Here is a 26,709-nt window from a genome sequence, read left to right as displayed (position 1 = left end):
ACGACGGCCGCCTCCCGGGGATGCCGAGGACACACCTCTGCCGCCAGGCATCGAAGGGACCTGATATCCGCGAACGTGCCGGACAAACCCGGCCGCACCGGCCCGGCCACCCGCATCCGGCCATCGCGGACGGCCGCGGAGGGGTTCCGCAGCGGGGTTCGCCAGGGGGCGACTGGTCCGACGGGTCCGACGGGTCCGACTGGTCCGGCGGGTCCGACGGGTCCGACGGGAAGTGCCGGGCGACCGTCCGGGAGAGGGCGACACAGATCCTGAGCCGCCGCCCGGAAGCCGGCCTGCTGCTCCTGCGCGACCTGCGGTACCTGCACCTGGCCGCGACCGAGAACTCCCCCGACCGGGAGATGCTGGATCAGGCCGTACAGGCCGCACAGGCCGTACCGGCCGCACAGGCCGTACCGGCCGCACAGGCCGTACCGGCCGGGAGGGACGACGCGCTGCCGGCCCTCGCCTCCTCCCGCCACCCGCAGACCCTGCGGCAGCCGCGCTGGTCCAACACGATGATCAAGAACCTCTCCCCGCAGATCCTGACCGCCCTGTAGCCCCGCCGCCCCGCCCCCGGGATTCGGCCGCCGGACGCGGGGCACCCGGAATGGGTCACCGCGAGGCCCAGAGGAGCGACAGTGTCGATCGGCCGACTCCCCGACCGGGAGCAGCGCATCCTGGACGAGATGGAGCGTGTCCTGCGCCGCGACCGCCGCTTCCAGCGCCGCCTGCGCAGACTCAGCCGCTCCGCCCTCGTCCTGCCGTCGAGCCCGAGGCTCCGCGCGAGCGGCCCGGGGCCCTTGGGCGACCGAGGCGCCTTGGGCCATTCCGGCAGGTCGGGCCTCTCTGGCGAGTCGGGACTCCCTGACCGACCTGAGCCCTCCGGCCATCCGGACCCCTCCGGCCGCCCGCGCCTCTTCCGCCGCCGTGAACGGACCCGCCCCCGTCCGGCGTTCCACAGGTACCTGCGCCCGTGGACCGTGGCCGTGCTGCTCGCGCTCTCCGTGACCCTCATGGTCTACGGCATCACCACCTCCGAACCCGGCGTGATCTGGGCGTTCGCCGCTGTCTGGCCTCTGACCCTGTACACGGCGTTCCGACTGCTGTGCCGGCAGCTGTGAGCCCTCGGACGGCTGGTGCTTGTCCACAGATGGATCACGGCCCCTTACCACCTCCCGAGGAGACAGGCGGATGAGGCTGCCCACACCGTGAGGTGCTGCGGCGGTGCGTGTTCCTACCGGCTCGGCAGCAGTTTGTGCCCTGCGGTGCGGATGGAGGCGGTGCCGTCCTCGTCGATGCGGCGGAGTTTGTCGACGCCGTCGTACGTGCGGGCGTTGATGAGGTAGCCCAGGCCGAGGAGAGGGAGCAGGACGCCGGGTATGCCGGTGTATACGAACCAGGAGGCGATGTCCGGGTCCATGTCGGGGTCCGAGCCGTCCGGCTGCATGGCGACGTCGAAGGTGAGCCAGAGCAGCAGGGCGGCGAGGGCCAGGCCGGCGAGGCCGAGGACGAAGTAGCGGACTCGCTTGGCGGTGGTGCGGGTGCGGCTGTGGACGGTCACCAGGAACTGCCGGCCGCATGCCTGGCAGACGAGTTTGCCCGTGCTGCTGCCTTCCGCGGGCCGCAAAGGCAGCGGCTGGACCCGGTGATTGGTGACCATCACCGCGACCCCCTGCACACTCAGCACGTGGGCGAACATGGTTCTCGGCTGATCCATGACGATGCTGCTCCCGAACGCCATGTGGCGCCCCCCTCTTGGCAGTTGCCCCTGAACAGACGGCAATCATGCCCGCAGGACGGAGAACCGAACCGCATGGACAGTCGCCCCCTTCTGCTGTGGCGTGTCGGCTCGCAGAACAGGGGAGCGTCCGATCCGTAGCTCTGCAGGGACCGCCCATTGGAGGTCATACAGGCTGCGGGAAAGGGCTTGGCGGCCGGTGGTGGTCGCTGCCGGTTGCTGGGGTCGCTGTACCTCGTGCGCGAACATGCGGCCTCCCGACCACGCCTTGCGGCACGCGGCGCTCTCCCAGCGGCTCAACGCCCACTTCGACCCCACCGGGGTTGCGGAGCGCGCGGGCAACAGTGTCGACGTCCTCCTCAGCCGCTACGCGAAGTGCCTCGACGGCCGCCAAGACGTCGCCGATCGCCAGATCGCCGAACTCCTCAGCGAGGACGACAGCCAGGAGGACGAGCCCGCCAACGGGCCCTGATCGCGACATGCCTCTGACATACGCACTGCGGCACGATGGCCCCTTGAATCCGCCTACGACCCGGGGGCCCGTCGATTCTTGGGTTCCACCCGCGATCTTCTGCCCTGCGGCCTGGCCGCGAACAGCCCGCGACTCCGACATACGCCCGCTCCGAGCGACACCCGCCTGCACATACGCCAAGACCCCGTCCTCAGCGAAAGCGCTGGTGGCGGGGTCTCTGGGCACCTGATTCAAGGTGCCCCCGGCAGGATTCGAACCTGCGCACACGGCTCCGGAGGGCCTGTGCGTATCTGATCATTTGGCTGGTCAGGTCGCAGGTTCCCTAATCGGGAAGCACGCCCGTCCACGAATGGTCCGCGTTCACCAGATGCTGCCTGTCGTATGGGTCACAGCCGCTGCTGGGCCACGCCGTTCACCGACAGGTCCGGGTCCGCAGCAGGCTGCGGCGCATCCTGCCTGCCTTCAGCCACCCGCCCCGGACCCTCCTCCTTCGTCGAGGGGACCCCGGTGTCCAGGAAGGGCACCTCGGAGTGGGACAGCAGCCGTACCAGTTCTTCGCTGAGGCCGGCTTGGAGCGGGGTGCCGTCCTTGCCGAACGAATCGATTTCGCCGTCGAACAGAGGCGTCTTGGTGGCCTCGTGCGTGACCTTCACTCCGAGGATGCCGCTGTGGTCGTAGCGGAACTGCACCAGCACCGCATTGCGTTCGGGGTCCCGCTCTGGCTTCGGCAGCGGGACTTCGAGGTGGGAGAGGGGGAAGGCGCGGTCGCTGTCTGCCGGGTAGCCCGCTTCGCCCTCGATGATCTCCACGTTGACGGAGACCGCATCCGGCCGCGACGGCGTAAATCGCCCCCCTCCCCGCGCGATCAGGGTGCGGTTGCGGCGGATGATGGGCTGGAAGCCCTTACGGGGGCCGGCGTCGAAGGCTGTGCCCAGGTCGTAGCTAGTGACGAGGCTGAAGCGGTCCTTCTGGTCGGGGTCCTCCAAGGCCGCGGAGTAGATCGCCGCGCCTCGCGCGACTGCCGTCATGGGATGGCACAGCTCCGCTGGGACGATCCGGTCGGTGCCCAGGATGCGGCCCACGGCCTCCCGTGCTTCGGGGATCTGCGACGTGCCGCCGATCATGAGCACGGTATCGATTCCGCCGGGGGCGATACCGGCGTCGTCAAGGGCCTGCTCCAGCGGCTGCATCGCGCGCTCGATCAGTGGTGAGACGGACGCCAGGTACTCGGCTCGCGAGACCGTCAGCGTTTTGCCGAGAGCGGGAAGGTCAAAGGGCACTTCGTCGGCGTCTCGCCGCAGTAGGACGATCTTTTTGAGCTCTACATCGCGGCGCCACCGGTTGCGTTCTTCGGGGCTCAGGTGCTCGGGCAGCTGGCCGAGTTTGGCAAGGAAGAGCCGGGCCAGTGCTTCATCGAATTCCAGCCCGCCCAACGCCGCGATGCCGCGAGAGGACAGCTCTTCGAAGTACTTCCCGTCGTAGTGCAGGACGGTGACATCGATGGTGCCGCCACCCCAGTCGAAGATGAGGAAGCGGCCCGGGATGTTGATGTCGTTGGTGTAGGAGACGGCAGCGGCCGTGGGTTCGTTGAGCAGGGCCTTGACCTTGATGCCGGCTAGCCGTGCAGCCGCACGGGTCCGGTAGCGGGCGCCGCCTGTCGCATTGGCCGGAACGGTCACTACGGCATCAGACAAATCCAGGAATTGGCGCTGCGCAGCTGTCTTCATCTGGGCGAAGAGTGCTGCGGCGGCGGCCGTTGTGCGGAAGGGCTCGCCGCCCAGCCATACGTGGTGCTCCTCGAGGGCTGGCGCTCCCACATCGCCCTCTTGCGCTCCAGCGGAGCGCGTGCCCAGCATCCGCTTGACCGCGTCCACGGGCTCACCCGGTGCCGTCTTGGCCGCCCAGCCGAAGCAGAGGGTGCGCTGCAGTTCGCGGACGGCCAGGACCGAGGGGAAGAGCTCCTCGAACTCTGGCTGGAGCCACTGGGCGGGGATGCCGTGGCTGTCTATCGGCAAGGTCTCAGTGGTGGCGCCGTCGGACCGAGCGACCACCGAGTTGCTGGTGCCGAAATCAATGCCGAAAGTCAACTCGTGCTCCTGGGCTGCTGGTCGTCGTAATCCTGCGCGGTGCCGGGCTGCTGCAAGCGGTACCGTCGGGGCATGGCGACGCCGCCGATGGCACCCGGCATCCGCTCGGCGGTGCGCCCGCGGGCTCTGGCACCGGGTGAAGACGGGGCCTGAGGCGCCGGATGGCAGGGCCCGGTCGCGTCCGGTTCGGTGCGGAGGGCTTCGGTGGCGGGCTCAGTGGTGCCCGAGCCGCCAAAGCGCGTGCCAGCAACGCGGCCTGCTCCCGGCTGGGACTGCGGATGTGCGGTAGGCCGGGGGTCTGTAGGTGCCGGACGCATATCGCTCTGTGTCGCAGAGGGGCTGCCGTGGCCTTCAGGTTGCAGCTCATCGCAAAGGGTCGGCCCGGGCGCGGTGCAGTGCCCGCTTGGGCGCGTCTCTTGGTGCTGGGCGGTCTGCTCTTCGGCTGCAGGCTCTTGGGCGGTGGGCCGTGCCCGGACGCCGGGATGCTGCCTGCTGCTGTAGGCAGCGAACTCTTCCTGTGTGCCGTGCCTGTGCAGCTGCCCGGCCGCTTCAGGCGGCGCGTCGCTGCTGGCGGCGGACTCGGATCGGTGGCGGTCCTTGTGCGGGCGCGATACCGACCCGTGGAGCTTGCCTCGGGGCGCCGGAGCCGGGCCTGCGGGCAGGGAGCGGATCCAACCCCGCTCGATCGTGCGCCCGGTTTCGGCGTCGACGTAGGCGGGACTGACCAGTTCGTAGGCGTCGCTGCCCGCGGGGCTGCTGCCGGGGGTACCGGTTGCACCGGCCAGGTTGAACGCGGCCAGGTCGGTGACCTCTGAGATGCGGCGCAGCCCTGCTAGTGCCAGTTCCCGGTCGATGCGCTCCTGGAGCTCGGCGAGGGCGCTAGCCTGTGCCGCAGCGCGGTCGATCACAGCCAGTTGGGCAAGGTGGCGGTCACGGGATCTCATGCCATCCACGACGCCCGCCCGCACAGCGTCCGCGAGCTGGCGGCCGGCGGCCCGGATGGCCTGCGCCACCGCTTCAGCGCTGCCGCCTGCGTCGGCCGCGGCGCCTTCAAGGGAACGCAAGCCCTCAGTTATCGCTGGTTCGACGGATTCCAGGACGGATGCCAAGAGGGCGGCGGCGTCGAAAGTCCCTGCCTCGCAGCGGGGATGGCCGTCCCCGATGCGGACGACGACTTCACGGCCGGCGTGGCCCTGCCCCTCCTGCGGCGCTGTCTGGGCCCGCTGGGGCTGCGTGCGGCGGCCCTTGCCCTTGACAGGCGGCTGTCCCGCCCTGCCGGTGCCCGCGGACGGCCCGCTGCCGCCATGGGACTTCTCGCTCACTGGTTGCTGCTCTCTGGGAAGGAGGCCGGGAAGGCCGCGGCGTCGGCTGGGAGCCCTACATTCTGGCAGGCGGCACGGATGATGCCCCGTGCTGCGCGGTCGCGGGCGTAGTCCCGCTCCTGCTGCGTCGGCGCAGCCGTGCGGCGCGGCATCGGCGGTGCTCCGGCTCCGGTCGCAGCCGCCCCCGCGGTGGGGTTGGCCCACCGCGGGGGCAGTAGCGGTACGAGGAAGGGCTCTACGGCGGCCCGGCCCCGCTCGAGGGACTGAATGGCGTCCTTGGCCTGGTTGACTGCGGCTTCGCCGTCGTCGTCGAGCGCGCGGCGCAGAGCCCGCCACTTCTCCTTCCACACCTCCGTCGGCGCACCGTCTGCTACGCCCAGGATGAGATAGGGGTTCAGGAGATGGTCGTCGTCGCGGTGGCGCTGCAGCTGGCGCAGCACGGTGCGGTTGTGCTCGAGATGGGTGCGGCCTGCGCCGGGTAGCTGGTCCTCGCGCAGACCGCCGCCCGCCGCTACCGGGCTGATCATTTCGAGGGCCTCGTCGTAGGACTCCTCTCCGGTCGCATTGAGTACCAGGAGGTAGGCGAGGAGGTTCTTGGCCTCCCATCCGCCGGGCGTCCAGATCTCCCGCAGCGCGTTGGCGTCATTGCGCGCGTGCTTGAGCAGGGAGTCGGCCCGCCTGTGGTCGTTGAGCAGCTGCTCGCGGTGCGCGGCCCGAAGAGCCCGGTGCATGCGCCGTACGACGAACCAGCTGCCGAAGGCCTTGTCGCGGCGGAGGTTGACGGGGGCTTGCGGGGCAAGCCTTTCAAGTGCCGGCCACAGCCACTTCATGGCGGACAGCTCGGCGGGGATCCGGCCTGCGGCACGTACCTTGGCCAGGTCCGCAGCAAGCTTGAGCTGCTCGTCCGTCAGCCCGCGCGCTTCATCGAGTACGGCGAGGTCTCCGCGGGCGAGGCGGAGGCGGAACTCCCGGCGGGCCTGCTCCTGCGCCCATCCAAGTCGCAGGAGTCCCTCCGTGTCCACCTGCGAGGGGGTGAGCCGGGCCTGCAGGTAGAGGCGGCGGTCGCCGTCTTCAGGGACTGCTCGGGGTACCAGGTGCCCGTCGTCGACGAGGTCGTCGACGACGGGCAGCGGCAGCAGCTGGGCAAGCCGCTGCTGGTCTTCGGCCGGCACCCGGCCGTACTGGGTGAGCCGCACGTAGTGGGCGTAGACCTGCCACGCGTCGTCAGCGCTGCTTCCCGGCGCACTGCCGTAGTCGGCGGCTACTTGACCGGGGGCGTCGGCAAGGAGTGCGCGGGCCCGGGCAGCGTGGCCCGGCGGGAGGAGTGCCTCCATCGCTGCCGCTGCTTCTGCAAGCATGCGGACAGCGGCAATCGGGGCAAGCGGCAGGGCAGCGGCGACCACGAGTCGCGCTAGCTGGTCGGCATCCGTGTCCGGGGCGAGGTGTTCGAGCGGCGGCGAGGGGTGGCTGGCCTCCCGTGCGGCAGCGGCCGCTGCGCGGGCTGCCTGCTGCGCTGCCTGCCAAGCCGGCTCGGATGGGAACCCTTCAGGGACGGCTGCTGGGGCAGGGCGGTCGGCGGGCGCCGCGGTTTCGCCTGCCAGGGCGCCCTGGGGGCGCGGCTGCGGAGGGGGCGCGGTTGGCGAGCCGGACGTCCGCTCCGCGATCAGAGCCAGTCGGCGCTGCCGCTCGCGTTCGATCAGCTCCTCACGGCTCAGGGCGGAAGCGGGGCGGCTGCCGTCCGCGGGGTGGGAGAACAGCGGGTTTGCCATCACAGCCCGCTTTCCTCGGCGAATGCGACCATCTGGCTGGTCACGGCCGCGGGGATGCGGTCCAGGCAGTAGGCGTCGGCGAAGGCTGTGCGCTCGGCTAGGCCGCTGCTGCGGACGGAGTCGTCCAACTCGCGCAGCCGGGGAGCCATGGCCGTCGCTTCCGCGGACTCCAGCGGGTGTTTGACCACTACCGCGAAGGTGTCCTCGGCGAACTCGCTCTGCGCCAGGGCTACGGGGCCCAAGGGGGTGTCGCGTACCTGCACGCTGAGGTCTGTGCGGTCCTCGGCCCAGCGTTCCAGCAGCCTGCCGTGCGCGGCGGTGTCCACCGGCAGGTGCCGTCCGCGCAGGACACTGAGCAGGTCTGCAGCGAGCCGCCAGTCCAGCAGCGGATGAAGGCGCATGTTGGAGTAGTCGCGCAGGCAGCGGTAGCAGGAGCCGCTGCACTCCTCCGGGTGCTGCGGGCCGAGTTGTGCGAGGTACCCCTCTACAGCGTCGAGGAAGCCCTCGATGTGCTCGGGCGCTCCCAGGTGTGTGCTGAATCCGGCGCCGTTCTCGAGGCTGTCGGCGAGGTAGGCGAGGACGGGGGAGGAAGCTGTGGCCGAGCCGTGGATACCGGCGAGGAGCTCTTCCGGCTGGACGTCGAGGAAGGGCGCTGCGGCCCGGCGCAGCAGTGCGGCCAGCGAGTACCAGGCTGCACGCCTGCCGTGGTAGGCGTCGCGGAATCCGTGCGGCTGCTCGTAGGGGGAGAGATCGAACCGCAGTCCGCGGTCTGCGTCGAGAGGGGCCCGGGCGCCGAGGAACAGCATGTCGGTGTGCTCTGTGGCTCCCAGTGCGGTCTCGAGGTCGGCCTGCGCTTTCGGGCTGTCGACGACGTGGTAGCCGCCCCATGAGCCGTGCACCTTCTTGAACCGGTACAGGCGGCCGTTGTTGCTGTTGACTGTGAAGCGGTCGCCGCTTCCCGCGTGGACGACGAGCCAGTCGTCGGTACGCCGGTCTACGCGGGGGGCTTCCTTGTCGAGGTCGGCTGCGGTGCGGGAGCTTGCACCGCCTTGGCCCCATTCGCGCACGCCGTCGTAGTCGCGGGGTACTCCGGCGCGGAAGCCTGAGGGTTCGCGCATGGGCAGAAGTGTGTAGTTGCGGCCCGTTGCCCCGCATGCGGGGCACGACTTGGGCTGCTGGCTCTCCCCGAGTTTCTGGATGTGCGCGCACAGGCGGCACAAAGCGACGTGGATCTCCGGTCCAAAGGGCTCTTCTTCGGCCCACGGGCGGGTGCGTCCGGGTCGGAAGGCGACGACGCCCATGGACTGGTAGAGGCGACCGTCGCGCGGAGTCTCCGACCCTGGTGCGAACTTGGTCAGAGCTACGGCCAGGTTGCGGTCGATGGCTCCGGCCGGCGGCCAGGGGAAGTTCGCCTCGGGCCGCTCGGTGTAGAGGTAGCGCACGCGCGTGGGGAAGCCGAACATCGGCAGGAGTCCTGCTTCGGCGAGCCGCTGGCTGAGCTCGGCGTGCCCGGTGGGCGAGGCGGCCTCGCCGTCCACCCGGTCCAAGAGCTCCTTGATGCACAGGAGGGGATCGATGGACGCCACCGGCGCAGGGGTCTCCGCCTTCAATGCGCGGGCTGCCGACTCGATCTCCGCGTGGTGCTGGTCCACCCACCGGTGCACCGCCTCCCGGTGCACCGGCCAGTCGGCGGCGAATCCGAACTGGCCGTGGATGTTCCTGGTGAGGTCGGGGCTGCCCTTCCCTCGCGCTGCGGCCACCGCTTTGAAGGCCTGTCGCAGGACTTCGCCGAGTAGCACCCGCTTGAAGATCGAGGGCATGCCGAGGGCGAGGTACGGCGGGGGCGTCGGGGCGTTGGTGATCTCTTCGGGCCTGGCGAAGTAGTGCTCGTCGTGGCTGCGCCCCCGGCAGACGGTCAGAGCCGTGGCCGTAGGGCTGCCGCGGCGGCCCGCCCGGCCGACGCGCTGCTGGTAGTTGAACCGGGTGGGCGGCATATTGGCGAGCAGTACGGTATTGAGCGAGCCGACGTCGACGCCGGCCTCCATGGTGGTCGTCACCGACAGGACTTCAATGCCGTCGGCGGCTGGCACCTCGTCTTCGCCGAGGAAGACATCCTGGAAGCGGGCCTGGCGCGATTGGGCGGCGATGCGGTCGGTCTGCCCAGTGAGCTCAGCGGCGCGCAGCGGGAAATTACCGGTGCGGGTCTGGGCCTTCCATGCGTAGTAGTCGTCGTTGAGTGCACCAGCGAACTGCGCCGGTTCGGCAGGCAGTTCGGACTGGCACTTCGTGCACAGTCCGACGCCCGGGTGCAGGTGCGGTCGGCGGCAGCTGCCGCAGATCCAGGCGCGCCCGTCTCCAGGGCGCAAAGACGCTTTGGACGGGTCGATGGTGTACTGCACGACTGCCTGGCCCCATGCGGCCAGGACGCGGTCCTGGACGCTGCCGACGTCGCTGCCCTCGCGCTGCGCCACCTGCCGCCAGAAGCGCAGGAGTGGGGCTGGCGGTTTCACGGACGCGGCGCGCAGCCCCGTGAAGCGGCGCAGAAGGCCGAGGATGCGCAGGCTGGAGCGGGCGAGTGCGGTGTCGGAGTCCGGCGCCACATCGACGGTGAGCCGGTCGCCGGACAGGCACAGCCAGCCCAGTCCGAGCGACTCGAAGTCGCGGCCGGCACCGGAGAACAGACCGAAGACGAACTCGCGTCCGAGGCTGTCCTCGATCCGGTTGAGGTAGTCCTCCTGCTCTTCGGTCAGCCCGGGCCGCAGACCGCGGTCCTTGTCCCAGTCGAACAGGGCCGTCCAGGGCACCCCGTTGCGGTGTTGCAGCGAGGCAGCTGGACCGCCTGGGTTGACGCCGCAGTCGAGGAGGAGACCGCGCAGATCGTGGCGGAGGTCCCGCAGCGATGGCAGAGAGCCGAGTATCGCCTCGAGTTCGGGCTGCCGCTCGGGCTCTGCGTCTATCTCGTCGTTGAGGATGTCGCGCAGCGCGGACAGTTCCCGGGGGTGGCGGTCGCGCAGCCGCTGGAGCGCGGCCTTGACTTGATCGCGGTCGACGGGCTGTCGCGCGTAATGCGCCTTGACCATCTGCAGGTCTGCGTGGGGGTCGCCCTGCTTCTCGACGACCTCAGCCGCCATGAGCCGCAGCAGGTCCTGGTAGTGGCGAAGAGCGAGTCCGCTGGCGAGTTCTGCGGCGTCGTCGCGGCTGTCGGAGAAGGCGATGACCTTGCGCTCGCCTTCGGGCATATGGCCGAGGGCCTCGGTGGTGAGCACCTGGTTGAGCTTGTCGAAACCGGTGCGCATCCGGCGTACGGGGGCGCTGCGCAGGCGGGCGGGGTCCTCCAGGCCGATGGGCTTCATCGCGCCTGTCTTGGCATCGCGTGCCCGCTTGGCCTCCCAGTCGTCCCCGCATGCCGGGCAGCGGGTCGGGAAAGCTCTCAGGCTCTGGATGTCGAGAGCCGGCTTCCCGTCCTTGCCGGCTTCTGCCACGACGTGGAAGGACCAGCCTGTGTACTGCGCTTGGTCGTTGGCGAGCCGCCCGGTGCCCGGCTGGTACCGGCTCTGCCTGAACTGGAAGGTCGCTTTGGCGCCCTGGTTGGAGGTCGAGCCCGTCCATTGGGGGCTCTCCAGGCCGAGTTGCGCCGTGCGCGGCCAGTACACGACGTAGTTGCCGGCGCTCGCGGCTGCGCTCGCTTCGTCTGGCAGCTGGTCGAAGTCGGGGAAGTCTGTGTGCAGCGAGCCGCGGAAAGTGGACTTGCCCAGCAGAGAGGGGCTTGCGAAGCCTCCGAGCATGAGGTCGCCGCAGTTCTGGCAGTACAAGAGCTCCAGGACCCGGGCCCCGCAGCTGCACCGGGATGTCGGGGCCTTGAAGAGGCGCCCGACCCGCCGCTGCGGGTGCCTGTCGACGGGGATGTGGGGGCATTGCGGATCAGAGCAGGCCCAGATGCCGTCGATGTTCCGGAAGAACATGTGCGCACGCAGTTTGGGCAGTGCGGGGTCCGCTGCTGCGTCCAGTGCGCGGAGCACTCCTTGGAGTGCCGCGGCCTGCTTGTCGTGCGGCAGGAGGCCCGGGAAGAGCCGTGCGGCCGCGCGCGGAAGTGGCTGTGCCTGCGGCTTGCCGTCCGGCGCGAGGGTCAGGGCGAGGGCGTCGGCTGCGCCGGTGGAACGCAGCAGTCTGCCCGCTGCTTCTGCCGTCAGCTCTCTCTGCGCCGCGGCGGCCAGGTCCTCTGCGTGGGCGGTCAGGTCGGTAGAGCCGCGCTCGGGTAGGACCAGAGTTCCGGGAACGACTACGTGCCGGCCGCTGGGCAGCGCGAAGAACGACTGGAGGAACTCGTCGTCCCTTCCGGCTTCGAGCGAGGCGGAGGCGGCCAGCACCCGGAATTTCTCCGGCGCGTCGTCGAGCCCGAGCCGGTGGCGCAGTTTGCGCAGCAGGTAGGCGACTTCGGTGCCGGCGGTTCCGCGGTACATGTGCAGCTCGTCGAGGACCAGCGTGAAGCGCGCCTGCGGGGTCTTGTGCAGCCAGCGGCGGGTGGCCTCGAACATCGCTTCTTCCTGCGGGCGCAGGAGCATGATGTTGAGCATCGAGTAGTTGGTCACCAGGATGTCCGGCGCGGCGTGCTGCATGTCCCAGCGGGCGTGCATTTCCGCGCCGCCGACGCGCGGAATGAAGTCGTGGATCCGTCCGGCGGCACGCTTCTCCCGCTCGTCCACCTCTTGCATATACGTGCGCAGCCGCTCCAGGGCGGGCATCGACTCCGTGGCGCCCGACACCGGTGTCGCGCTCGTGTAGCGGCCGAAGTAGAAGCGGTGGCCGGAGCGGTTGCGGTCCAGCCAGGCGCGGGCCTCATCGCTGTCCAGCGCTCTGCGCAGGCGTGCCAGCTGGTCGTCGGCGAGCGCGTTCGTCGGGTAGAGGACCAGGGCGCGCACGGCGGCCGGGTGCCCGTCTTCGCCTCCTCGGCTCTGCTCGTGGCCACCGCCCCTCTTCCACCACGCCGGCTGGGCGCTGCCGCGGCCCCGCCACCGGGCGGACTCTGCGACCAGATCCGCGATGACGGGCAGCATGAAGGCCTCTGTCTTGCCCGAGCCCGTACCTGCGGTGACAACGAAGTCCCGGCCGTCCCGGCAGGCGGCGACGAGCGCGTCGTGCTGGTGCCGGTATAGCTGCTCTACCCCGCTGGGGAGGGCGAAGCGGGCGAACTCAGCGGCCTGCGGGTGCGCGCCCGCGGCGCGGAAGGACTCGGCGACGGGGACGCCGCTGGTGGCGTACTGGGGGCGCAGTTCCAGCAAGGGGTCACGCCAGGCGCCGCCGTCGGTGTCCAGGAGTTCGCGGCGCTCGGCCATGACTGAGGGATCGTCGACGGCGAACGGCGTGTCGTAGTAGCGCATGAGGGTTTCCCGCAGCGCCCGGAACGTGCTGGGGATGTCTGTGGCTGCGTGCCGCCGGGTGGGGTCAGTCATCGCTCCGCCTTCCCGGGCGCCGCATCGGACTTCTGGATTTCGAGCTCCTGGTGCAGGGATGCGGCCAACCGCTCGGCGACCGCAAAGGGGACGTTGTCGTAGCCGGCGGTCTGAGCCAGCTCGTGGAAGCGCGGCTGCAGACCACTGCACAGCACCGCGGCCCGGGCGTGCAGGGGCGGCAGGGGGGCTCCCCAGTCGACTGCTAGGCGGCCGACGCGCTGGCGCCCCGCGCCTTCTTCGGCCTTCCACCGCATCGCTCCGGTGCCCAGCCGCTCGTGCTCGAGGTAGACGCCGTACTCGTGCTCGGTACTGAAGAACCGATCCCCCCTCCGTATTTGCACCAGCCGCACCCAGTCTGCGCTCCGCCAGCGGTAGAGGCCGTCCTCGCTGTACCCATGGGCTGGCTCGTATTCACGCCTCTGGCTGTTGTACCGCTCGACGGTGTGGGTATTGCCCAGTCCTGGCGGTGCAGCTGCAGGGCCCGCCGCGATCTCGGGCAGAAGAGACACCGCTTGGAGTGCCGCGCAGGGGGCATAGGCGCATCCGAGATGCTCGGCGTCCCGCGGCAGACGCTCTGCTGCGTCGTACTGCAGGTAGAGAGTGTCCGGCACCGGGATGTCGCCCTCGGCTACCTCGTTTTCCACCCACAGCAGCTCGGCCCACTTCTCGGCTGCAGCGTCGGCTGCTTGGTCGAAGGAGGCGGTCCGGCGTCCGACGACCACGGCGAGACCGTCGGAGAATGGCACGCGTGTGAGCACCGCAGGGGCCGCGGACCACACCCCCTGGCGCCAGTCCACATCTAGATGCCCCAGGGCCGACACATCGCGCAGCCATCGGCCGTCCGCGCCCTCGCGCACCGGGATGCCCCTGCTGCGGGCGGCACGCGCCACACCAGCCCTCAAGTCTGCGACCTTGCCGCCCCCTAGCTCGCTCGCCCACCGCAGGAGGAGGTTTCCGATGCTCAGCACTGCGTGACCTCCCGAGCCAGTTCGACGAACGAATCCCACAGCTCTCCGCTGCCTGCGCCCGCCGCGCGCAGGACTGCGTCGGCCCACCCCCGGTGCTCCGGCCCGGGTGCGAACGAGGGAGCCTGCGGATAGGCCGGTTCGGCTGACCATTCGCCCTGCCTCAGTTGCAGGACCCATCCGCCGCCGGCACGGACGTAGACCTCGAAGTGGTAGTCGGACGGCGACTGCGGCAGTCTCGACCACCATGAGGGAACACTGGGCTCGGCTACCCGCCAGGCCCGCCCGTCCGAGGAGACGAAGAGGGTTTCCTCAGCCCGGCGGCGGCACAGGACCACACGGGGCGCGGCATCCAAGCCGACGGTGTCCAGATCGGCTCCGCGGACCAGCACGGGGTCGCTGCCGGGGGAAGCGAACGCCGCAGCTTCCCCGTCGGCAGCGGGGAATCCGACCGGCTGCTCCGGCTCCGCCACGCCCGGGGCACCGTCCGCGGTGGCGAAGGCCAGCGCGCTGCCCTCCGCCTCCAGGGTGTGATCGCCCGGCCCCAATGCCCGCGGCCACAGCGGGATCGGTACTCCCCTGGCTTGGAAGGGCGGCTCCTGGCGCTGCCCGTCGAGCACCGCCTCGCCCGAAGCGCCGTCGGGCAGCACGAGGTCCGGCTCACCCCCGGCGAGGTACAGCTTCCTGCTGAGCCTGGGTGCGAGGAGCAGCCCCCCTTGCAGAGCGGCCTTGAACTGCGGAGCGGGCTGGACGGCGAGCAGCGCCCCTTTCACATCGCGGATGGCCTCCGTCAGGGTCACCGCATCTTCGAAGACCACCCTGGGGTAGAGGACCCACCCGCGGGGCAGCCACGACAGCGTTCTGGGCGCAGGCCGGGGGGAAGCTGCCTTCTGTAGCACCGCCTCGACGTCGCGGGCCGCATCAGGCGCTGCGAGGACGATGTGCTCATCGCCGGGCGTGAACCTGTCTACGCTGGTGCGGCAGTCCAGCGACTCGTTCTGGGTCAGCACGACAAGGGAGGAGGCCGGGCGACTGACGGCCACTCCTTCTCCGGTGAGCTGCAAGCCCGCACGCAGGGAGCGGTCCGTGGGCAGCTCCAGCCCGTCCACCGCGTAGTAGTTCGTCTCCCCCAGCCGACGCAGGGCGACGCCGCTGGCCAGCTGGTATGCAACCGCGCCAGGGCGGGGGAACCTGGCGATCCAGCCAAGGCGCCGGTTCTCAAAGCGCACCAGGAGCTCTCCTCGCGGAGTACCGTGGGCGACGTACTGCGCGGAGCCGTCCCACACATTGGCGAGGCGGCCCAGCAGTCGCTCGACGAGCGGCCGGAACTCGGGGTGGTCGAGCGCCCTCCGGAACGCTGGCGAGAACTTCGCGGCCTGGTCCCAAAGACGCGCGCCCTGCGCTAGGGCCGCCCCCGGCTGCGGCCACGCCCCGGTGTTGCGCGCTCTCATGACGTCGAAGAACTTCGGCAGCAGCTGGCGGTCGGTCCCACGCAGCACGGCCTGCGACAAGGCGTACCCGATGCGCGCCTGGCTGCGGGGCAGGTCACCTGGTGACGGAATCGTGCACAGGCCCCGGTAGGAGCCCCACTGCACCTGCCAGGCAGCCAGCCGTTGCCACATACCGGCGACTGCCGTGTAGTCGCCCGACGTGAGCACGCCTTCCCTGCCCGCGAGAAGCTCGGAGAAGTGGCTGTGGTAATTGCTCGCCCTGCGGTTCCCGTCGTGCGCCATCCGGGTCGCGGCAATCACGGAGCACGCAAGCAAGGGCAGCACCGCCGGCGCGTCCTCGCTGTCCGCGCTCTTCGATGCCTCGTACCGCTCGACGTCCTGGTAGGGCCTGGGCCCGCCGGGCCATACGACCTGGCGCACGGCCTCGGCAAGCGGCACAGCAAGGCGGAAGCGCTCCTGCATCTGCTCCGCCGCCGTGTCGTCGACATACATGATGACCGGGTGGCCATCCCAGTCCGGACTGAAGAAGGTCTCCTCCAAAGCCCGCTGCCAGTCCTCATACGGCGCGAAATCCACGTCCTGCCCCCACCTCTTGCCCCCGGTCCGCCCGCTCCGGGTCCCATCACTCCCAAAAAGCGCGCACAGCAGACGCGGCCGCCGCCCGCGCAGTGCAGCCCGCACCCTGGACGCTGCACCCTACAAACCACCACCCACATCGCATAGTTGCACTGGTCAAGCAGAGCTACCAGGCAACGAGAGGCCCCCAACCACACCAAACGAGCACTCCCCCGTGAAGTCGCGCAGCCGCGGACAACACCGACGCCCGCCCACCCCCCCCGCCGCAACATAGGGGACGCCTGGCAGATCGCCGTAGACGTCGTTCAGCAGGCGTCAAAGGCAGCCCTCTATCAGCCTCGCCCCGCATCACGCACAAGAAGAAACCTGACAGGCGGCACAGAATATCCATGGCAACTGCACGGAATCGACACCTGTACTGCAACCGTGATCTTGCCTGGCAGGCAATAAACCAAGGCCGAAGCACGCTCGCACCAAAAGCGCGCCCGGCCCAGGCCCGACGAAGCCCCGATTCCTCGGACACATCCAACGCCCTCGCAGAGAACTGCGGCCCTAGGAGCGCACGTCACCGCCGTCAGATAGGCAGCGGGCGGGGTCGGTCTACCAGCGGGGCGCCCGGCCATCGCCGTTGACGCGGATAGTGCCTCCGCTAGAGCCGATGTACCTGCGGCGTCGCCGAATTCCGTGGCAGCATCCCGCAGAGGGCTAGGACTGCCCATGCCGGACGACCCAGCGGCCGCCTTCCTCGCAAGACGCGGCCATGAGCCGATCTCGGTCAGGATGTCCGCCACGCGCTGGCCCTGTTCCTGGGACACGGACTCCGAACTGCTCCAACCGCTGCGGCCAGCTCCCGTCGACGGATGCGACTTCACTCAAACGTCGATGATGGATGGTGATAGACCGGCTTCCCGGATAGGCGAATCTCAGCTTTCTGCACGGTGTGTAGCCCCGAACGTGGTGCGCCCCGATGGGCGGCGGTGAGTGCTCTCCCATTCGGAGCTGGCGACCGGCCGTCCTCCTGTCAGTATCGGTCGCTGCGCCCCGATCCCGCGGCTACCGCAGGCCCTCGCAACCCGGGCCCGCGGCATGGCTGATGGTGGGGTGTGGGATCCTGGACGCCCTCGTCGACGTCTCGGAGCACCTGATCTATGACTCCACCGAAATTTGAGAGCATCACCCCCTCCGCGGCTCGTCTCACCGAGTCGTTGCGGGACATCGGTTACGACTTCCCTGCCGCCGTAGCAGACCTTGTCGACAACAGCGTTTCTGCAGGCGCCGATCATGTAGACATCTTCATAGAGTTTGACGGCCCCGACTCGTACGTTCTGATTGCCGACGACGGCGCCGGCATGAGTGAAAGTCAGTTGACGGAAGCGCTCCGGTACGGGAGTCGGCGCGACTACGCCCAAGGGGAACTTGGGCGCTACGGGCTGGGGTTGAAAACGGCATCGTTGTCCCAGTGCCGTGCTGTCACCGTTGCTACTCGAACGTCGGTTAACGCGCCTCGTCTGTACATCCGCACCCTCGATCTCGACGTGGTCTCGGAATCGGACCAATGGGTGGTTCTGCGCCCCGGGCGTGACGGCCTGCCTCAGCGTGCAGTTGCCTACCTCACCGAGGCGACCGGCACGGTAGTCGTCTGGGACAAGCTGGACCGGGTTCTGCCAGAAAGCCGACCCGAAGGCGGCTGGGCGCGTCGGAGACTGGATGCCATGGCCAAACGCACGGCTGCGCATCTCGGTATGGTCTTTCACCGCTTCCTTGAGGGGACTGGCAGCGGGCGAAGGATCATCATCACGGTCAACGGTGAAAAGGTTGAGCCGTGGAACCCATTTGCTCCGCACGAGCCTGCACGCGCGGACCTTCCCAGCCAACGGTTCGAAGTGACCATAGGGAAAGTCAGCGGAACTGTGCAAATGAATCGCTACGTGCTGCCCGCGAAGGAAAATTTCAGCTCGCCAGAACAATTTGAGCGCTTGTCGGGTCCATTGAAGTGGAACCGTCAGCAGGGGCTCTACATCTATCGAGCAGATCGCCTTGTGCAATGGGGTGGTTGGAACGGTATTCGCGGCATCGACGAACACACCAAGCTGGCTCGCGCTTCATTGGACTTTGACACTGATCTAGACGGCGCATTCAATATCAACGTTGCTAAGGTTCGCGTAACCGTCCCGATTCAGCTGCGCCAGATGCTTGAGCGGCCGATCAACGAGCTGTGCAGCCGAGCGGACGAGGCGTACCGCAAGACTGCTCGTTTTACGGGAATCGGAACTGTCGTTCCCTCTTTGCCTCGTCAGACGGCATGGAATGGTCCCGAATCACAGGAAGCAGCCGCGATGAAAGATGCCGGGCTAGCGCTTCGTGCCGCGTCGATGCAAGCGGGGGAGTACGCAGCCTTGCTGCGCATCGTGGCGGTCCTTGAGAGGGAAGCCCCTGCGGTGGCTCAGGTGCTGGGGTTGAACACGTGAGCCACCAGCCGGCGCTGTCAGTAGAGAAGTTGTTGTTTCTGCTCTTCGGCTTTAGAGCCAGCGCATAGCTTCTGCAGCGGGCATTCGACGCACAGCGGGTCAGCGGGTCGGCAGAGGCTGGTGGCGAGCTCGAGCAGTCCCAAATGTGCGTTGCGTGCGTTTGCGCCGTAACCAATCAGGCGTGCCACGGCCAGACGTCCGTCGGTCAGGCGGTTGCGCCGGTGGACGTCCTCACCGGACATACGCGCAGCGACACGAAGAACCCCTTGGCGCGCGAGCACCGGTTCTTCCGACTCGGAATCGTCGGCTTCATCTGCCTCATCGTCGTTGGCGCTGACGGGTACGGTCAGAATGGCCAGGTCGGCCACGGCTTGGCTGATGCCGGCAACTTTGGGCAGCAACTCATCATCGGAAAGCATGTGAGGAGCGCCGACGAGTTCGGTAGCTACAGCGAGAAGCTGCTCGCCACGCTTCTCCCGACCGATCCATCGGGAAATCTCCAGTAGTTCCTTCTCTGCAGTGAGTGTGTCGGTAGGCGTGGTCCAGCGCGCTAGCAATGGCCAGAGGGGGCGGGATTGTTGAGGTGGCATTCTGTCCAGCAGGATCTCTGCCGAGATGACCTGCCAGCGAGACGAGGCCGTGAGCCATGGGAGATTGCGATGCGACAGGCTTGTGAACCAGGTGGCCAAGGTTTCGGCGATGTGCTGGGTGGTGGGCCCGGCAGGTCGCGCTTCGTCTAGGGCAGCCATGACTGCACCGCCGAGGTGCTCACCTAGGAACGGAGGCACAGCGTTACCGACCTGCCGGAATGCAGCTGAGGGGGGGCCCGCAAAGCGGAATCCATCCGGGAACGTCTGCAAGCGGGCCGCTTCGCGCACGGTCAGTGTGCGGTTCTGCCGGGGATGGATGTACCAATATCCGTCCTTAGCGATATGGGCCGTGATAGTTCGCGACAGGCCGTCTTCGTCAAGACGCTTGTATTTATCGCGAAAAATGTCGTCCCGATAACGCTTCAATTCATCGGGGAGGTCCGAGTACCGGGTGCTAGTAGACATCGACTCGAATGCGATTTCGTCATCTTCTCGAACCGGTCGCGTGATGTGGTCGAAAACCTTACCCGCGTCTGTGCTCGGCACCTGCTTGCGCATCTTCTTTTGAAAGCGGGTGAGGGGTTGTGTGTACTCTTTCCATCCATGCGCGCCGCCCTCTGGGCGCCAACCCCCCTCGACCTCAGGTAGATCCCCGATGGCGTTCCATACCGTGACCTTGTCCGGAGTCTCATCGGGCCATTCGAAATGACGTCCGTCGCGCAGCGCTACTAGTATCAGCCGCTGTCGGAACTGCGGCACGCCATAGCGCCAGGTATCAACGACACGCTCCTCGACGGCGTATCCCAGGGACTCCAATTCGTGGACCATCGTCCGCAAAATGAACATTTCACGGTCTAGAGCCATGTCTGGAACGTTCTCCATGACGACGGCAGGCGGCAGGGCGAGACGGACAACCTCCAAGAATGAGCGCCAAAGGTCCCGGCGCTCGTCATAGGGGTCACGTTGTCCTTCTCGGACGCGATGCCGGATCTTGTAGCGTCCCGCCTTGGAGAACGGCTGGCATGGCGGTCCGCCGGAGAGCAGGGTGATACCGGCCTGTTTGACTAGCTCGGCCACATGCTTGACCCGGTCCGCATCGCCCAGATCCCAGTCCAAGGTCAGGCCGCCGAAGTGGTGCCGGTGCGTCTCCAAGGCCTCACGGTCATGGTCGGCGGACAGGACGACACGGAACCCGGCAGACTCCAGGCCGTAACTCAGACCGCCGGCTCCGCAGAACAGGTCTGCTGCCAGCAGCTTTCCTTCCGAACGCAGCTGCTCGGCGTAGTGCAAGAAGGCTGTGTCATCCCCGCACTCCTCCGGGTGCGGTTCCAGACGCAGGAACGGGCCCCGTACCAGTTTCACTTTGTATGGGCTGCGCGAGGATTCCGCGATCTCCGTCATGACGCCTCCTGAGAAAACACCAACACAGGTTACCTTTGCTACTTCGGACGCGATGGCGGGACCGCGCTGCGCCGCACGGCTGACGCCATCCTCGGACCTGCCAAGGAGGGGCGCTGGGTCCGCTGCGCGGGGCCAGCGCTAGAGGGGTAGCGAGCACAACTGCGACCGACGCTGAGCGCCTGCTGCGCACCTCCGGGGCATGCCCTGGCCGTGATGGCCTGATCTTGCCTTCGCGGGGCCCGCTTCGTAGCGATCGTCGCCGCAAGCTGCTGCTCGGAGAGCTCCAGCCAGTGTCTGTCGGATTCGTCCAGGAGCTTCTCTCTGCGGCGTCGATTTCCTCCTTGCCGGTCAGGCAACGAGTCGTCGCGGCGTTCGGCCGCTCTTGGTGTGATTGTCCCGCGCTATTGCAAGTCAGACAGCCCGGCCGCGCGCAGTGCCCGCTCTGCGAGCACTGCGTCGGCGAACGCTTGGAAGCCGATCTGTACAGCCAGGCCTCCAGAGAGGAGGACGACGGCCAGGCCGCGCCCTGATCAAGGCTGGCGAGGGCCTGACCCCAAAGCGTTCCGTCTCGGGAGTCGGCCCTCAGGCTCAGGCGCAGTCCTATGGCGCGAACGCGCTGAAGCCCTCTTCGATCGCGTTGTCGTAGACCTCCAAGGCCTTCCTGACCTGGGCAGCCGTGATGGTGGCGTTGGTCGCCAGTTTGGCAGCGATCGTAGTGGCGATCTGCTGCTCGGCCAGCTCTAGGGCACGCGTTTCCCGTGCCCAGTCGGCCAGCATCTCCCACTCGCTCAGCTCGATCTGCTTGAGCCTGGAGAGCTGCTCTTCCTCTTCCTCCCGGGTGTCCACCGCGAACTCGACGGGCCTCGCCAGCAGCTCCTCGGCCAGTTCCTCCGGAACAGTCCAAGGGATGCGGGAGACCTCCTCCCAGCACTTGCTGCTCTTCGCCCACTCGGTGACGTGCTTGCCCTCCTGGATGACCATGTCCATGATCAGCGGACATAGATCATGGGCGGCCTGGACGATGGCGTCGCTAACCTGCTGCTCCCGCCAGATGCGGTCGAGGTCGATACGCCGACCGGTCTCCTCGCAGAGGCGGGCCGTCGTGTAGGCCGTGATCAGGGCCTTGTGGCTTCCAGCGTCGTGCGCCTTGGCCACCTTGTCGACTTCCTTGAAGAGGATGCCCATGGCGATCGTTCGGCGGCAGTAATCCGCATCGATGACCGGGGGCTGCTCTTTGACGTTGGCCTGGAAGGCAGCGAAGCTCTTCTGCGCTCCGCGGCTGACGAGGTGCGGCAGTCCGCTCCAAGCGTTCACGAACTTGGCCAGGTCAGATTTGGCGAATCGCTGGGCGGCTGGATTCTCGGCCTTGAACTTGCGCCGAGCGACGATGGAAGTCTGCTGCTTCGCTTCTTCCACCGCGTACGAGCCGCGGGCCCGCTCGTAGAACCAGCGTGTCTGCGGTCCGCCGGGGGTGGTTGGCGGCGCCCACAGGGTGCGACTGACCCGTTCGAATTCGACATGGAACTTGTCGTTGGCCGAGAGATCGACCAGCGTGACTTTGTTCTGGGTGTTCGAGTACCGCGAGATGCTTGGGACGATTGCCATCAGGTCGTCCGAGCCCATCAGCGTCAGCTTCATCTGGACGCTGACGCCGTCCAGGTCCTTCTTGTCCCGTTTGAAGACGTGGTGGAGGGTGGCGGTGGTCTGCCCACCGTTCACGATCTGGAGGCCAGTGAGACTGCGGATGCCGACGCGCCTGCCTTCAGCGTCCTCGACAAATTCCGCGGCGGTCGCTGTTGCCGTGATGCCGTTGTTGTAGGTCAAGAACCGTCCCGGCTCATTGAGCAGGGTAAGGCGGATTCCCCGGTTGACCGTGCTGCGGGCCTGCAGAAACGCGCGCACGTTCAGTTCCAGGAGACGCGTGCGGTGCTCCTCGTACAGCTCAGCGAGGTGGCGTCCGGGAACGACGGCGAGGGTGACGGAGAGATTGGGCTCGACGCTCTGCACCGACAGGCAGTTGATCGGTGGGTCGAACTGCACAACGATCGGTTCGCTAGCGGCACCGGACGTCTGGTGGCGGTAGAGCCGGGCGAGGTCCCAGAGGTGATGCTCGACGGGGAGGCCTTGGAACTCGGTGGGCTCCGGCTGCGTGCGGGCCGCCGATTCACAGTTGCTGAACAGGAAGAGGCGTACTTTGGAGGCGTTGGAAAGCAGCTTCTCGACGCCCTCGCACAGTTGGTGCACCTCGGTGGGCTGATCGAAGTTGCCCCGGATGCTGCCGGCCTTTTGCAGAAAGGCGAGCAGCCTGCGGTAGTGCCTTGTTACGTCGGCCTTGGTCAGCCTGTCGACCATGGGGTCGAGGCTGAAAGCCGTGGTGTAGAGGTCGAGGACCGAGCGGTCGTCGCTGTATCCGAAGCCGTACACCATGACGCCGTGCCCGCTGTGGTAGGCGACGGTCATGTTGGAGACGAAGCCGGACTCCTCCAACTGCTCCAGAGCCCAACGGGTGAACGTCCTCGGGATGGAGCCGTCCTCCGCTTCTGCCAAGGTCTGTATGTCGCCCGTGAGCGTACGGGCATAGTCGGCAAGGGGCAGCTCAGCCATCAGTTCCTCTGATTACCTCGGTGACCTCATCGGTCGTGGTGCGGTGCTTCTCAAGCGCGATGACGCTGATGTCGTAGGCGCAGTTGCCGATCCCGTCGGGAAGGCCGGTCTCCACGATGCGCGGGAATCCCTTGCCGACGGTCCACAAGTCGGCTCGACGAAGGGTGTAGCGCGGTTCATCGTAAAGGTCCCGCTGGTGCGGCAAATAGCCGGTCTGGAGCAGACGGTTCTCAAACAGGGCGGATGCCGAGGTGCCGCTGGCGGCCGTGCGGATATCGTCCACCACTGAGTTGAGACTCTCGCCCAGACCGCCCCGGCGCTCGTCGAGTACCAGATGTACGAGCACCAGGCGGCTGACGCCGCGATCGTCGAGTTGCCGTTCGTTGGCGATCCGGACGGTGTTCGGGTTCTTCTTCGTGGTCGTTTTGACCTCGATGGCGACGCGCGCCAGCTGAAAGTCCTGGTTGCTGCCTTCTGGTCCGGTCCATGCCTCCACCGCCACATGCGTCGGGAGGACAGCGAGCAGGTGGCGAAGCCAGCGCAGCTCCCCGTAGAGCCCCAACCGGGCCTCTCTGCCCAGACCCTGCGTTCCGACGCTGCGCATGAGCTGCTGCCAGTGCGTGAAACGTCGGACCGCCCGCTCGAGAACTGTCTCCGGTGACGCGTCCTTCGAGGTAAGCGCGATGTCTTCTGCGAGAGGGGTGAAAACCTCCCGCAGCTCACCGGCGGTCAGGGAGATCTGCAGCTCGAACTCGCGACTGCTCACCGAACTGCAGGACAGGCTCAGGCCGTGAGTCTCGCGCAGGTCGGCAAGGAGGGGGCGCGCACGGTCGACCGCCCGTGAACCGCCCCTCACCAGCAGCATGCGTTGCCGCCCCGGTTGGGACACGCCCACATGGATGTCGTGCCCGCTCTCGGGGAACAACCGCCGGGTGGAGCGCCCTCGGTTCGGCTGCGGTGCCTCCAGCTCCTGCCACAGCGCTTCGTTGATCACGCGTCTTCGGCCCCGTCGTCGTCACTGAGGTCGTCCGAGTCGTCCTTCCACCAGGGAGCATTCACGACGTACTCGGTCGCGGTGTGGGCCTTGGAGAAGGGGAAGCTGGCGGCGAACCCGATCAGTGGTACCTCGGGGTTCGCCTCCGGCGGCTCCATCAGGTAGATGAGCAGGTGAGCCTGGTCGGGGCGGCGCTGCCAACGAAGCGGCTCACCTGTGGGCAGGGTGGGTGCAAGCGGTCCGCCGTTGCGGTTTTTGCGCCCTTCAGCGGCCTTTTTCGTCGCCTCCCAAGCAGCCTCGTACTGCTCTGGGTCGAGGTCGAGCGACTCGTCCTTGGGGTTCAGGATGCGCTTGATGGTGTGTTTCGTGGAGTCCGGGCGCGCGGTCTTAGAGGCTGCTCGTGTGACCGCGCCCAAGGTGTATTCCGCGAGGTCGACGGACATATCCGCTCCACCTCGGGAGACGATCCGGACGGTCCACCGGCCGAGCTCCCCGGCTTTGGCGCACTGCTGGATGTAGGCAGAGATGGCGTCAGGACGGATCCGGTTAGCCTCCGGCGCGGACTTGTAGGGGTCGAAGAAGCCGGACGCCACCAACTCGGCAGGGATGTTCGACCACACGAGACTGCCAGTCTTCGGGTCGACCTCCGGTGCAGTGTGTGCCAAGAGCATGCCGACGAATGTCTGCAGGCTGTCGAAGTTGTGCTTCGGGTACCCGTTGGTGAGAGGAAAGATGGTCGTTTCAGCGAGTTCGCCGGAAAAGCTGAGCCGCACCCGCGTGCCCTGACGCATCTTGTTGGCAGCTGTGATGCTCAGACCCAAGGAGGAGGTGCGAACCTTGAGACCGAACTCACGGGGCGTGAAACCGATCGCCGCCATCTCCTCGATGTCCCGGCGGAGTTCATCGGTCGCGGCTGTGATCTCCTCGTAGGCCGCCACCAACTGCGGAGTCGTATGAAGCCGGCACAGGTCCTCGTAGCCGGGCCGGTAGCCAAACCAGCGGCCCATCTGCAGCAGGGTGTCGTAGGTCTTGGCGAAGCGCAGGTAGTAGCTCACCGAAAGACCCTCAAGGGTGAGGCCACGCGACAGCTTCTGTCCGCCGACAGCGATGACGTACATGCCTGTGTGGCGGTTCGAGTAGTAGTCGAGTACGTCCTTGGCCACCCCGTTGATGGCCTTGACCTCGAGCTTCTGGATCGCGGGGAGGATTTCGGCGGCGGTTTGCTCCCAGGACAGCCGTTCGGCCTCGTCCGCGGTGAAGAATGCGGTGGTGGGCTCGAAGTCCTCCTCCCACATCAGCCGCAGTTCGTTCATGTGCGCACGAGATGCGTCTCCATAGCGGTCCCTTAGACCGTTCCGGAGCAGCCTCACGTAGTCGTCGATCTGGTCTCGGACCTGCCCTTGGACCTTCGTGAAGCGGGTGACGTGCACCAGCATCGAGTTGTGGACATCCACCTGCCCGCGCGCGCGGCGGGCGGCGCAGGTCAGCACGAATGAGTGAATGGCGCGCCGCAGCGAATCCGGCAGCTCGGCGGTCACTGTGAAGCCGGACTTGTGCTTTTCGGGCACCCAGTTCTCGGTGTCGTCGACATGGTGTACCAGCGGCAGTGGGTCGATGTCCTCTTCTTCCGCGTAGGCACGCAGACCGAACAGGCGCTCGGGACCGAGGTAGTTGGATGGCGCGCGCAATGTACGGATGAAGCTCTCGGGGAACAGGTCGCCGCCGAGGCTGTCGTGCTCAGCATCTGGGTCTATGTAGATGTTCGCATAGGGGGTCGCCGTGTAGCCGACGTAGGAAGACTTGTCGAAACTGGTCAGCAGCTTGCGGATAGCGGCGTTGATGCTGGTGGGGTCCGCACCGTCACTAGCCGTGTTCACGGATGCGTTGTCGGCCTCGTCGTCGATGACGAAGAGCGGGATGTCCTGCACTATCTTGCGACCCGTTTTGGGGTCCTCGACGCCGTGGACCTCCGTGACCCAGGTGCGCAGGTAGTCAATGATCTTCGGGTGCTTCTTGACTACCAGAACAACAGGGAAGTTGCCGATCGGCAGGTTTGCCTTAGAGGCAGTCTTCCGGTCGAAGTCGCCCTTCTCGGTGCTGTTGGTCAGCGACGCGACGTGAAGACGGGGCTCACCGGCCATGGCGCCGACGCCGATGTAGCGGTCGGCGCCCTCTTGGTCGGACCGGAGCTGGTACTGAGTGTCGAAGCCCAGCAAGCCCTCGTCGACGCGGAGTTGTGTCTGGGCGCGTAGGTCGTTGAGGACGCCGGCGAAGACTACGATCAGCCGGTATCCGGCGTCGGCAGCCTTTGCCGCCAGACCGATGAACTGGCCGGTCTTCCCGGACTGGACTTGGCCGATCACCAGCCCCATTCGACGCCAAGAGCCGGGTCGGTGCGGATCCTCCAACTCCCCGAGAACCTCGTCCGTCGTCCGGTCGATGCTGTTCACTACTTGTAGCGGCATGCCTCGCGAATGCTTCAGAAAGCGCTCATACCGGGTCCAGAAGGCCCACGAACGGTCGTTCTTGGCATCGGGCAGCCATCGGACGTGGTTCTCACTGTCACTCAGCCCTGCTGAACTTTCCTGGAAGATGGTGGTGCGGGACTCGACCAGCTTGCGCAGATCGGCTGCCTCCACCCTTACGCCGTTGAGGCCGGCGACCATCTTGGCCGTCTCAACAGCCTTGGTCACCTCGTCTGAAGTAGCCTGCCGGTCTTCCGGCAGAAACTGAATGGCTACCTTCAGCGCAAAGGACAGGTCCTTACTGACTGCCGGATCCACGAATTCCTCCCCCTGGAGATATGTGACTTGCTGGACGGG

General features: G+C 67.4%; 14 protein-coding genes and 1 pseudogene. 4 read left to right on the top strand and 11 right to left on the bottom strand.

What is annotated here, in order from left to right; translation table 11 throughout:
- Positions 1-20: 20 nt before the first annotated feature.
- Positions 21-557 carry a hypothetical protein gene (locus Saso_RS34785; RefSeq protein WP_189920590.1) on the top strand — a complete coding sequence of 179 codons (537 nt, stop codon included), beginning with the start codon at positions 21-23 and terminating at the stop codon, positions 555-557.
- 81 nt (positions 558-638) lie between these two features.
- The gene (locus Saso_RS34780; protein WP_189920588.1) at positions 639-1,121 is read left to right on the top strand and encodes a hypothetical protein; all 483 of its coding nucleotides are present in this window, start codon (positions 639-641) and stop codon (positions 1,119-1,121) included.
- A gap of 113 nt (positions 1,122-1,234) precedes the next feature.
- Here the strand turns inward: Saso_RS34780 and Saso_RS34775 are convergent, their stop codons facing one another.
- A complete protein-coding gene (locus Saso_RS34775) occupies positions 1,235-1,717 on the bottom strand; it encodes a hypothetical protein (RefSeq protein ID WP_189919767.1) in 483 nt (160 codons plus the stop codon).
- Between the two features lie 271 nt (positions 1,718-1,988).
- Between Saso_RS34775 and Saso_RS34770 the strand changes: the two are divergent.
- Positions 1,989-2,210, top strand: a pseudogene (locus Saso_RS34770) (tyrosine-type recombinase/integrase); the annotation flags it as partial.
- 386 nt (positions 2,211-2,596) lie between these two features.
- On the opposite strand, the gene Saso_RS34765 reads toward Saso_RS34770, so the two are convergent.
- The 6 genes from Saso_RS34765 to Saso_RS34740 all read right to left on the bottom strand — a co-directional run bounded on the left by Saso_RS34765 (position 2,597) and on the right by Saso_RS34740 (position 15,830).
- Positions 2,597-4,297 carry an Hsp70 family protein gene (locus tag Saso_RS34765; RefSeq protein WP_189919766.1) on the bottom strand — a complete coding sequence of 567 codons (1,701 nt, stop codon included), beginning with the start codon at positions 4,295-4,297 and terminating at the stop codon, positions 2,597-2,599.
- On the bottom strand, positions 4,294-5,619 hold the full coding sequence (locus tag Saso_RS34760; RefSeq protein ID WP_189919763.1) for a hypothetical protein: 1,326 nt from the start codon (positions 5,617-5,619) through the stop codon (positions 4,294-4,296). Before Saso_RS34760 ends, Saso_RS34765 begins: the two co-directional genes overlap by 4 nt.
- Complete coding sequence (locus tag Saso_RS34755; protein ID WP_189919761.1) at positions 5,616-6,953, bottom strand: hypothetical protein; 1,338 nt, start codon at positions 6,951-6,953, stop codon at positions 5,616-5,618. Before Saso_RS34755 ends, Saso_RS34760 begins: the two co-directional genes overlap by 4 nt.
- A 434-nt stretch (positions 6,954-7,387) precedes the next feature.
- Entirely contained in the window at positions 7,388-12,838 is a 5,451-nt protein-coding gene (locus Saso_RS34750; RefSeq protein WP_189919759.1) for a DEAD/DEAH box helicase, read from the bottom strand.
- Positions 12,835-13,806 carry a hypothetical protein gene (locus tag Saso_RS34745; RefSeq protein ID WP_189919756.1) on the bottom strand — a complete coding sequence of 324 codons (972 nt, stop codon included), beginning with the start codon at positions 13,804-13,806 and terminating at the stop codon, positions 12,835-12,837. Before Saso_RS34745 ends, Saso_RS34750 begins: the two co-directional genes overlap by 4 nt.
- The gene (locus Saso_RS34740; RefSeq protein ID WP_189919754.1) at positions 13,800-15,830 is read right to left on the bottom strand and encodes a hypothetical protein; all 2,031 of its coding nucleotides are present in this window, start codon (positions 15,828-15,830) and stop codon (positions 13,800-13,802) included. Before Saso_RS34740 ends, Saso_RS34745 begins: the two co-directional genes overlap by 7 nt.
- Before the next feature lie 1,148 nt (positions 15,831-16,978).
- Between Saso_RS34740 and Saso_RS34735 the strand changes: the two genes are divergently transcribed.
- On the top strand, positions 16,979-18,298 hold the full coding sequence (locus Saso_RS34735; protein WP_189919752.1) for an ATP-binding protein: 1,320 nt from the start codon (positions 16,979-16,981) through the stop codon (positions 18,296-18,298).
- 17 nt (positions 18,299-18,315) lie between these two features.
- Here the strand turns inward: Saso_RS34735 and Saso_RS34730 are convergent, their stop codons facing one another.
- The 4 genes from Saso_RS34730 to Saso_RS34715 form a co-directional block, all read right to left on the bottom strand.
- A complete protein-coding gene (locus Saso_RS34730) occupies positions 18,316-20,289 on the bottom strand; it encodes a DNA cytosine methyltransferase (RefSeq protein WP_189919750.1) in 1,974 nt (657 codons plus the stop codon).
- Between the two features lie 600 nt (positions 20,290-20,889).
- Positions 20,890-22,893, bottom strand: coding sequence for an AIPR family protein (locus Saso_RS34725; protein ID WP_189919748.1), 2,004 nt, complete (start codon positions 22,891-22,893; stop codon positions 20,890-20,892).
- Complete coding sequence (locus tag Saso_RS34720) at positions 22,886-23,887, bottom strand: PD-(D/E)XK motif protein (RefSeq protein WP_189919746.1); 1,002 nt, start codon at positions 23,885-23,887, stop codon at positions 22,886-22,888. The genes Saso_RS34725 and Saso_RS34720 overlap by 8 nt, the downstream gene beginning before the upstream one ends.
- Complete coding sequence (locus Saso_RS34715) at positions 23,884-26,670, bottom strand: Z1 domain-containing protein (RefSeq protein ID WP_229901163.1); 2,787 nt, start codon at positions 26,668-26,670, stop codon at positions 23,884-23,886. Before Saso_RS34715 ends, Saso_RS34720 begins: the two co-directional genes overlap by 4 nt.
- Positions 26,671-26,709: the final 39 nt, after the last annotated feature.

This window comes from Streptomyces asoensis, assembly GCF_016860545.1.
In the GTDB taxonomy this organism is placed as follows: Bacteria; Actinomycetota; Actinomycetes; order Streptomycetales; family Streptomycetaceae; genus Streptomyces; species Streptomyces asoensis.
This window is presented reverse-complemented; position numbering and strand designations above follow the sequence as displayed.

Bases quoted from the DNA above. Each gene is read 5' to 3' on its own strand.
- Saso_RS34775 (WP_189919767.1), bottom strand. From the start codon at position 1,717: ATGGATCAGCCGAGAACCATGTTCGCCCACGTGCTGAGTGTGCAGGGG.
- Saso_RS34730 (WP_189919750.1), bottom strand. From the start codon at position 20,289: ATGACGGAGATCGCGGAATCCTCGCGCAGCCCATACAAAGTGAAACTG.
- Saso_RS34785 (WP_189920590.1), top strand. From the start codon at position 21: ATGCCGAGGACACACCTCTGCCGCCAGGCATCGAAGGGACCTGATATC.
- Saso_RS34725 (WP_189919748.1), bottom strand. From the start codon at position 22,893: ATGGCTGAGCTGCCCCTTGCCGACTATGCCCGTACGCTCACGGGCGAC.
- Saso_RS34750 (WP_189919759.1), bottom strand. From the start codon at position 12,838: ATGACTGACCCCACCCGGCGGCACGCAGCCACAGACATCCCCAGCACG.
- Saso_RS34735 (WP_189919752.1), top strand. From the start codon at position 16,979: ATGACTCCACCGAAATTTGAGAGCATCACCCCCTCCGCGGCTCGTCTC.
- Saso_RS34755 (WP_189919761.1), bottom strand. From the start codon at position 6,953: ATGGAGGCACTCCTCCCGCCGGGCCACGCTGCCCGGGCCCGCGCACTC.